Genomic DNA, 8797 nt, shown 5'->3' with positions numbered 1-8797 from the left:
AGTGCTGAAATCCCTCCGGGGAATCTCCGTCGCTTTAGCGCGGAGAGTAGTCAATTCGCGACTTGGTGTAAAACGGGCATTAACGACAGCCAGCAAATTCGCCAATTCGCACCGCTGCTGTCTCGCTTCGATCCGCAAACGCTCAATATTCCTATTATCGAGTCGCTGGAAGACGGACGCCAGGAAGACGCCCCGCAACTGTTCGAGAACGCCCTCGGCGAGATTAAGGTGGCCTGGGACGATTTACAACCTCAGTACAATCGTGCGGTACAGGAAATGAAGGCTTGGGATGCGGTCGCCCGTAAAGCTCTCGAACGCGATCGAGAGGATTTAGCCCGTGCTGCTTTGTTCCGCAAACGAGAGTACAAACACAAAGCCGCCGATCTCAAACAACATCTCGATCGACTTGCGGAAATGACCGAGATGTTAGTGCGCGATCGGCAACATTTCACCGATTGGTAACGTCCAAAGCGTGAAGAATTATTAATTTAGCGCGAAATATTTGGCGATTTCACCCTAAATATGCTAAGCAGTTTACCTGCACGAACAAACGCGATCGAATCGATCCGCGAGTTAGCGCGAAAGGAGATCCCCCATGAGTTGAGGTGGGTATTCGAGCGGCGCGGATGGGCTTAAAGGCGAGAATTTGAGGGTCGATCGAGGTCGCTCTCGGCCGTGACAAAATCCCCTCAATCCCGCACGGGGGTTCGCCCCCAACGTGATAATATGAATAACTGTTACGCGCGGCTCAGTATCGCGCTCTCGTGTATCGGGGTCTCGTGAGATACGACCCTCACTAGCGTTACGATTTCCAGCGCGAAACCTGGAAACGGCAACGATTAAACTAACGATACCGTTTGTTAAGGGAAATCAAATAACATAATACGCGAGTAGCTCAATGACTCAAGCTTCAGGACCTGCAGACGTCCCCTCCATGGGACGACGGCAATTTATGAACTTCCTCACGTTCGGGGCAGTCACCGGAACGGCACTCGGTGCGCTCTACCCGGTCGTGAATTATTTTATTCCTCCCTCTAGCGGTGGAAGCGGTGGCGGCATCGTCGCCAAAGACGCTCTCGGCAACGACATCAAAGCCAGCGAATTTCTCGCCAAACACAACGCGGGCGATCGCGTGTTAGCCCAGGGCTTCAAAGGCGATCCCACTTACATCGTCCTCGAAGGCGAAAACGCCATTAGCGACTACGGCCTCAACGCCGTTTGCACCCACCTCGGCTGTGTCGTGCCTTGGAACACTAGCGCCGAAAAATTCATCTGCCCCTGCCACGGATCGCAGTACGATAAGACCGGAAAAGTGGTTCGCGGTCCGGCGCCGCTGTCCCTGGCCTTGGTTCACGTGGATGTCTCCGAAGACGACGACGTGACCCTAACCCAATGGACGGAAGAAGACTTCCGAACCAACGAAGATCCCTGGTGGACGTAAGATTCGTTTCCCCCCAACACGCAAGCCCTCGAAAGAAGAGAACGTTGTCACAACCGATGAAATACAATCGCGCCTTGGCGAGATGGCATCGCCGCGTTGCACCGTTGGCGAAAGGACTGCTGGTAGCGATCGCAGCCGTCGCGGTGTTCTTTACCAGCGACCTCGTCGCCCCTCAAGCTGCGGCCGCTTATCCGTTCTGGGCTCAGGAAACTGCCCCGGAAACTCCCCGCGAAGCTACCGGACGCATTGTCTGCGCGAACTGCCACTTGGCGTCTAAACCGACGGAAGTTGAAGTTCCTCAGTCCGTTTTACCTGACACGGTATTTAAAGCCGTAGTCAAGGTGCCTTACGATACCAGCGTCCAACAGGTTCTCGGCGATGGAAGCAAAGCCGGTTTGAACGTGGGTGCAGTTCTGATGCTGCCGGAAGGTTTCAAAATCGCGCCTGAAGACCGCATTCCCGAGGAACTGAAGGAAGAAACGGAAGGGCTGTTCTATCAAACCTACAGCCCCGAGCAGGAAAATATCGTTCTGATCGGTCCGCTTCCCGGTGAAGACCATCAGGAATTGGTGTTCCCGGTGCTGTCTCCCGACCCCCGCACTGATAAATCTGTCAATTTCGGTAAGTTCTCCGTTCACGCTGGCGGCAACCGCGGCCGCGGTCAGGTGTATCCGGCCGGAAACAACAGCAACAACGTCGCTTACAAAGCCTCTAATGGCGGTGTGGTGACGAAAGTTTCTGCTGTGGACGCGGGCGGTTACGAAGTCACGCTGAAAACTAACGACGGTGAAGAACTCGTCGAAACGATTCCTCCGGGTCCGGAACTGCTGGTGTCTGAAGGTCAGCAAGTGGCGGCTGGAGAGGTTTTGACGACCGACCCCAATGTTGGCGGTTTCGGTCAAAAGGATACTGAAATCGTGCTGCAAAGTGCGACTCGGATTAAAGGATTGTTGGCGTTCTTCGCCATCGTTATCTTGTCGCAAATTATGTTGGTGTTGAAGAAGAAACAGGTCGAGAAAGTTCAAGCGGCAGAAATGAACTTCTAAGACGGTTTCGACGCGACATTTTAATCAGTTCAAGGATGAGGGTGTTTCCGCGTTTTTTGGGGAAACGTCCTTTTTTTTGGCGGGTAAAGTGGCAGCGGGCGGAAAAGGATCGGGGGATGAGGGGATGAGGGGATGATGAGGGGAAGTTATACCCATCTCGGGAAAACAGATCCCCGGCATCTTGGAGATGCTGGGGATCTAGCGGTTTCTAGGGTGTTGGGTTGGGGGTCTGTGGGTTCGAGTTCGATCTATCTCGAAAATCGGGGTTTCTGTGGCTGAGGTCTCGATCGCCCCGACCGAGAAATGGTATAAGTCGTTAATACTGGGTTAATTGATAATTTTTTGCAAATCTTAACGCTTTAAGGCGCTTTAACAAACTGTGTCTGTCGAACAAAAAACAATTACTGTCGGTGCTTGGGACTGGTTTTACCGCGAAGCTAATCCCGTCAACCCGCCGCAGGTGCCTACTGTGGTGTTTCTGCACGGTCTCCCCTCTCTCGGTTACAGTTGGAGTGCGCTGATGCCGGAACTGGCTGGTCAGGGACTTCGTAGTATCGCCCCGGATTGGTTGGGATTCGGTCGGTCGAGCAAACCGGAACGGCGAGAGTTTCCGTACACCCCCGATAGCTTTGTGGCGGCGTTGGATGATTTTCTGGAGACTTTGGAACTCGATCGCGTGTCTTTGGTGGTTCAAGGCTTTTTGGGGTCGGTGGGGTTGCAATATGCTCTGAGACACAGCGATCGCGTCGATCGCGTGGCGGTTCTCAACGCTCCCCTCTCTCCCGAGGCCAAACTCCCTTGGATGCTGAAACAGATGAGTTTGCCCTTTATCGGCGATATGATGACCCAAGACCCCCTGCTGGTCGATCGCACGCTCGAAAAAGGCAGCGGTTTCGTCATCCCGGATGAAGACCTCGATGTTTATCGCCGTCCTTGGCTGAAAAGTTCCGATTCTGGACGAGCTTTACTCTACACCCTCAAAAACCTACAACTCAACCAAGCCACCGCTGAAATTGAAAGCGGTTTCCGCCAGTGGACGAAACCCGGCCTCGTGGTTTGGGGCAAACTCGATCCTTGGCTGTCTGTCGAACCGGCGAAAGCCTTCGCTGACAATTTGGAAAACGGAAGGTTCGTCAGCCTCGACGAAGCCGCTCACTATCCTCAAGAACATTGGTCGGAAGAGGTGGGAAAAGCTTTGATACCATTTTTGCGCCGCCGTTCGACGGACGGTTAGATACTATTTCCAAAGGATTTGACTATGACGAAATATGTGATGTGGGGCAGTTACTGTGAAGATGCTCTGGAACGCCGGAAACCTTATCGCCAAGCGCATCTCGACGGTCTCAGCCGACAGAAGGAGTCGGGGGTCCTGGTGACGCTCGGACCGACGAAAGACAATACGATGGTGTTCGGGATTTACGACGCCGACGATGAAGCCACGGTTCGCCAGTTGGTGGAAAACGACCCCTACTGGAAAAACGGCATTTGGACTGAATATCAGGTCAAGGAGTGGATTCAAGCCTTTTGATGACAGCATACACTCTACAAAATATTAAATTTCTGTAAACAAATCCCCATCCTAGAGTAGGATCGGGAAACACGGAAATATCGCCTGTATTCTTCGACGGTCAAGGGTTTGTTCGATCGATCTCCCGGTCGATCGAACAACCTGACTCTCTCAGACTCGGCGATTTTTTTAAAGAAACCTATAATTTAGTTAAGAACCGTTTCAAACTGTTGTTATTTTCGCGGATGTCATGTATAGCCGCTTTTTTGCGTCCCTACCTGTTGAAATTCCCGTTCCCGAGCAGCCCGTTCCCATCCAACATTATCTGCGCCAACCCCAGCGGTTAGTCAGCGCCCTGGTCGATCCGGCTCGCACGGAAAAGTTAAGTCCTGACTGTTTTCGATTGAAAATGCGTCCGCTGCACTTTTTGATGCTGAGCGTACAGCCGACGGTGGATATGAAAGTGTGGGCAGAACCCAATGGAACGGTGCATCTGCGATCGCGCCGCTGCGAGATTCGCGGCGTGGAATACATCAACCAACGGTTTTCTCTCAACCTGGTGGGACGCCTCGAACCGCGCACGGAAAACGGCAAAACCACCCTTTACGGCCGGGCGAATTTGGAAGTGAAAGTGGAAATGCCGCCGCCGCTGTGGTTTACGCCCCAACCGATTATCGACGCGACGGGAAACACCCTCCTCACCAGCGTTCTGCATACCATCAAACAGCGGTTGACCCGCCATTTGATTGCGGATTATCGCGCCTGGGCTGGACAGGAACGGCAACAGCAACGCCGGGACGGGACGGCGAACGGGACGATGCAACTGTCCCCCAACGCTCAAAGCAGTTAGGTTGTGGGTAGGGGTGCATCTGACTTTTGTAAAAATATGAGTTGGCGGTAGTTGGCGGTAGGTTGGGTGGAGCGATAGCGAAACCCAACAACAGATCGATTCATGGTAGAGACTCCGATTTGATAAATTTACATTTTTGAGATGCACCCGTGGGTAGCCCAACCCTCTATGTCCTCTGTCTCTGGTGTGGTGAAAAATTCGATCGACCCGTCAAGGATTGATAAGTCATCCCAAAGTGACGGGCGGTCGAAGGATTTGCCGGGATTTTCGGTTTAAGACAGGCTGGCAGAATTAAGAAATAATAGAGGGCGAACTCTCGTAAGGTGAAAGGAAATTGTGATGACAGCAACGGACTGGCTGGCGATCGCGGTTTGGGGCATTAGTTCGATCGTCTGGGTGGAAATCGCCAGGGACTGCAACCACGCCCTCGCTCATGTTTGGCAACCTCTGGGACGACTGCACAATTGGCATCACCGGGTGTTTCGTCCCGATTTAACTCCCGTCAACGAGACGATTTATCGTCAGGCGCAGTGGCGTAACGACCTTCCGGAATCCTTGGTGATGTTGACCGCCAGCGGCTTGTTTGGGGTGTTCGCGTTTGTGGTGTCGCCGAACGTTTTTTGGGCGGCTTTGGCGGGAACGCTGTATTCGGTTTCGTTTCTGTTTGGGGCGATCGCTCGCGGGATGGGTTGGCGGTGGGCCCACGAACTGACGGATTTAACGCATCTTCCCGGGCCGTTTCAGTCGCCGCCGTCGCGGTTGTTCGTCAATCGTCCTTATCACTGGCGACATCATTTTGATAATCAGGATGCTTATTTTTCGGGGGCGTTAACGTTGGTCGATCGCGCGTTGGGTACGGCGTTATCGTTAAAGGGTAAAACGGTCGCCGTCACGGGAGCTTCGGGAACCCTGGGGACGGGGTTGTTGAAATACTTGCACCTATCGGGGGCGAAAGTTATTGCTCTTACGTCGAGCGATCGAACTTTAAGCCTCGATTTGGACGGGGAAACGGTAGAGGTGAAAACCGTCAACTGGCAAATCGGACAGGAAACGGAACTGGCGGAACTGTTTGAGAAGGTCGATATTTTGGTTCTCAATCACGGTGTCAATGTGGGGGGCGAACGGACGCCGGAAGCGATCGAGCGATCGTTTGAAATCAACGCTTTCTCCGGTTGGCGGTTGATGGAACAGTTCCTCGCGACGGTTCGCACTAACCGCGATATGGTCTGTAAAGAGGTGTGGGTCAATACGTCGGAAGCGGAAGTCAGTCCGGCGTTTAGTCCTCTCTACGAACTCAGTAAGCGCACGTTGGGGGATTTGGTGACGATGCGCCGTTTGGACGCTCCCTGTATTGTTCGTAAGTTGGTTTTGGGACCGTTTAAGAGCAATCTAAATCCTATCGGTATTATGTCGGGCGATCGCGTGGCTCAGCAGATTGTGAAGAAGGCGAAACGGGACGATCGCAATATCATTGTTACGATTAACCCGATTACGGGAATTGCGTTGCCGATTAAGGAGTTTTTCGTCTCCTGGTATTTCCGCTTGTTTACTCGCGCCCGGAAGCTTCCTGAGTAACTTTCGGAGCCAATTCAGGTTGAGTCGCCACTGCGAGATCCCCGGCATCTTGAAGATGCTGGGGATCTGTTGCTTCGCAATGTTTTTTAATCGAGTTTTGTGACAATAAAACAAGATTGATAAATTTTTAGCAAAACTGCAAATATCCTTCTTTATAATAGATTTTAAAAAATCACTCAGAGTCAATTATGGGTTTATTTGATTCCGTTTTGGGTAAACGTCGTTCTACGGAGTTGTCTCTCGGTCCGGTGGAATCGTTTTTGGCGATTACGTTGCTGGCGATCGCGGCGGATGGCTATATTTCTGATGATGAGACGCGGGTTTTAAACAGTACCCTGTGGCGTCAAAAAATGTTCCGCAGCTACTCTAGCGATACGATCGCTTCGTCTATCGATCGACTGTTGGGAATCATTCGCCGACAAGGGTCGGAAGTTCTCTTAAATGCTGCGATCGCGGGAATTCCTCATGATTTGCACGATACGGTTTTCGCGGTGACTACGGATATTATTTTGGCGGATGGGGAAGTGACCGCTGAGGAAGAGGATTTGCTGAACGAGTTACATCAAGCGTTGGATTTACCGGACGATCTCGCTCAGACTATTGTGGCTGTGATGGTCATTAAAAATAAGGGTTGATTCGATTCTTTTGTCTTGATGTTATGTTTTTTTTGAGCTAAACCCAGACTGGAGTGAAGGTGAGTCGAGTAGTTTGTGCGGACTTCCGTGGAACCCAACAGCCGCTCGCCAAGCGGAAGCGGTTTGGAGTACGATTGAATTTACATTGTTTGAGATGTACCCTGAATCGATCGCTCGAATTCTCTAGACTTCGGCTTTTCTCTCTCTTGTTTTTTAAGTATTAACCCAGGTTCTCGTAAAAGATCCCCGGAATCTTGAAGATTCCGGGGATCTGGCTTTTGGCTTTCATTGATGTTGATTTTTAAGTCAAGCGCATGGGCGAACGACCCCTTACGGTTTCAATTCAAGTATCGCACCCCTTTAAAAAAATGTCAAGATTTTTCGGGCGTTTTTTTTAGAAAATATGCCAGTTCCGCCAGTTCCCGATGAACGTCTCCCCAGCCTAGAGGAAAACCCCTTCTTCCCCCTGCAACGGTCTATCGTCCTCATCCTCACTGAAACCCCCACCGGTTACAAACCGGGAACCGGCTGGGTCGTGTCTAAGGAGTTCAGGATGTCGATAGAATTTTGATACCAGGTTTCATTCCCCTGACTTTGATAGAGTTCCGCCGCGTTTTCAAAGTCATTACGGGCTTGATTGATTTCACCTAATGCTCGATAAGATTGCCCTCTAAGATAGTGAAAATCGGCATCTTCAGGATTGAGGCGAATGGCTTGGGTAAAATCGTCAATTGCTTCTTCGTGGTTTTCAAGATTTTGGTGCGATCTACCTCGATTTCGATAGGAGAAAACATCATCAGGATTGAGGCGAATCGCTTGGGTGAAATCGGCGATCGCCGCCTCGTAGTCCTCAAGCTGTTGATAAGACAAACCTCGATTTTGATAAGCTAATCCATAGTCATTTTTCAGAGAGATAGCCTCACTGTAATCCTCAATTGCCTCTTCATGATTTCCCAAATTATGATGACATAAACCGCGATATAAATAAGCATTAACAAACCGTTCATTATGACGAATTGCCTCAGAAAACGCCTGTAGGGCTTCCTCATACTTTTCCGCCTCATAAAGCTCAACCCCCAAATCATAAGCATCTTGAGCTAAATTGCTGACGAAGTGCTGAGGATTCTCCCGAAGTCCAGTGTCCCCCAGAGCCATTGGAGTTCCCTCCAGGACAACTCCCCCTATTATGGTGACTAAAGTTAACCAAAATCCCAGTTTCTGATATCTCACGGGTTTCTCCTCCGCCTACCTTAAAAAAACTAGCTATATTCTAATCAAAATCGACATTTTGGCTAAGCCTGGCTCTCCCCAATTCGGCCAGTCCACAGTCAGGTCATCGGTGAGGTGAAAGGACTGAGTTCCGTCTCGCCCCAGGGAAGTCCCTGTCACAGGGGTCATAGAGGAAGAGAGGGGGAGAGACTTAAATGCCTGTACAGTCGAACAAGACAAAGAAAAACTATACTGAAATCAGGTTGGTTGGAGGTCTCAGTCGATGGTGACGCGCACAGTGATGGCATGGGTGTTGGGCTTGTCTCTCCTGCTGATTCCTCAGGTTGGGGTGGCCCAGTCGGTGGATGAGTTGTTTGAGCGGGGAAATGCGGCTCAGAGTCAGGGGAGATATGAGGATGCGGAACAGACGTGGCGTCGAGTGTTGCAGATTGACCCCAATAATGTAGCGGCTTACAACAGTCTCGGAATTGCCCTGAGAGACCAAGGGAAGTTAGACGAAGCCATCGCCGCCTT

10 protein-coding genes are annotated in these 8797 nt (G+C 51.2%); 9 read left to right on the top strand and 1 reads right to left on the bottom strand.

All coding sequences use genetic code 11. The features are described from left to right. The 8 genes from ACP5D4_RS19715 to ACP5D4_RS19680 form a co-directional block, all read left to right on the top strand. Window positions 1-462, top strand: a 462-nt coding sequence (locus tag ACP5D4_RS19715; RefSeq protein ID WP_428013320.1) for a PspA/IM30 family protein, incomplete at its 5' end; no start/stop codon positions are given. A gap of 436 nt (window positions 463-898) precedes the next feature. Further along, complete coding sequence (petC, locus tag ACP5D4_RS19710) at window positions 899-1441, top strand: cytochrome b6-f complex iron-sulfur subunit (protein WP_428013319.1); 543 nt, start codon at window positions 899-901, stop codon at window positions 1439-1441. Window positions 1442-1497: 56 nt separating this feature from the next. Further along, window positions 1498-2487, top strand: a complete 990-nt coding sequence (gene petA, locus ACP5D4_RS19705; protein ID WP_428013318.1) for a cytochrome f — start codon at window positions 1498-1500, stop codon at window positions 2485-2487. A 379-nt stretch (window positions 2488-2866) separates the two neighbouring features. Beyond that, window positions 2867-3721 carry an alpha/beta fold hydrolase gene (locus ACP5D4_RS19700; RefSeq protein ID WP_428013317.1) on the top strand — a complete coding sequence of 285 codons (855 nt, stop codon included), beginning with the start codon at window positions 2867-2869 and terminating at the stop codon, window positions 3719-3721. Window positions 3722-3745: 24 nt separating this feature from the next. Next, complete coding sequence (locus tag ACP5D4_RS19695; RefSeq protein WP_428013316.1) at window positions 3746-4015, top strand: YciI family protein; 270 nt, start codon at window positions 3746-3748, stop codon at window positions 4013-4015. A gap of 229 nt (window positions 4016-4244) precedes the next feature. Next, window positions 4245-4844, top strand: a complete 600-nt coding sequence (locus tag ACP5D4_RS19690) for a DUF1997 domain-containing protein (protein ID WP_428013315.1) — start codon at window positions 4245-4247, stop codon at window positions 4842-4844. Window positions 4845-5183: 339 nt separating this feature from the next. Then, entirely contained in the window at window positions 5184-6419 is a 1236-nt protein-coding gene (locus tag ACP5D4_RS19685) for a bifunctional sterol desaturase/short chain dehydrogenase (protein WP_428013314.1), read from the top strand. A gap of 188 nt (window positions 6420-6607) precedes the next feature. Continuing rightward, window positions 6608-7054: a tellurite resistance TerB family protein gene (locus ACP5D4_RS19680; protein ID WP_428013313.1), complete on the top strand. Its 447-nt coding sequence runs from the start codon at window positions 6608-6610 to the stop codon at window positions 7052-7054. Window positions 7055-7564: 510 nt separating this feature from the next. On the opposite strand, the gene ACP5D4_RS19675 is transcribed toward ACP5D4_RS19680, so the two are convergent. Further along, window positions 7565-8284, bottom strand: coding sequence for a tetratricopeptide repeat protein (locus ACP5D4_RS19675; RefSeq protein ID WP_428013312.1), 720 nt, complete (start codon window positions 8282-8284; stop codon window positions 7565-7567). A gap of 262 nt (window positions 8285-8546) precedes the next feature. Here ACP5D4_RS19675 and ACP5D4_RS19670 point away from each other — a divergent pair. Further along, a partial coding sequence (locus ACP5D4_RS19670; RefSeq protein ID WP_428013311.1) for a tetratricopeptide repeat protein occupies window positions 8547-8797 on the top strand: 251 nt, incomplete at its 3' end.

Source organism: Baaleninema sp. (genome assembly GCF_049974805.1).
GTDB lineage: Bacteria > Cyanobacteriota > Cyanobacteriia > Cyanobacteriales > Geitlerinemataceae > Baaleninema.
This window is presented reverse-complemented; position numbering and strand designations above follow the sequence as displayed.

Bases quoted from the DNA above. Each gene is read 5' to 3' on its own strand.
- ACP5D4_RS19695 (WP_428013316.1), top strand. From the start codon at position 3,746: ATGACGAAATATGTGATGTGGGGCAGTTACTGTGAAGATGCTCTGGAA.
- ACP5D4_RS19690 (WP_428013315.1), top strand. From the start codon at position 4,245: ATGTATAGCCGCTTTTTTGCGTCCCTACCTGTTGAAATTCCCGTTCCC.
- ACP5D4_RS19685 (WP_428013314.1), top strand. From the start codon at position 5,184: ATGACAGCAACGGACTGGCTGGCGATCGCGGTTTGGGGCATTAGTTCG.
- petC (WP_428013319.1), top strand. From the start codon at position 899: ATGACTCAAGCTTCAGGACCTGCAGACGTCCCCTCCATGGGACGACGG.
- petA (WP_428013318.1), top strand. From the start codon at position 1,498: ATGAAATACAATCGCGCCTTGGCGAGATGGCATCGCCGCGTTGCACCG.
- ACP5D4_RS19680 (WP_428013313.1), top strand. From the start codon at position 6,608: ATGGGTTTATTTGATTCCGTTTTGGGTAAACGTCGTTCTACGGAGTTG.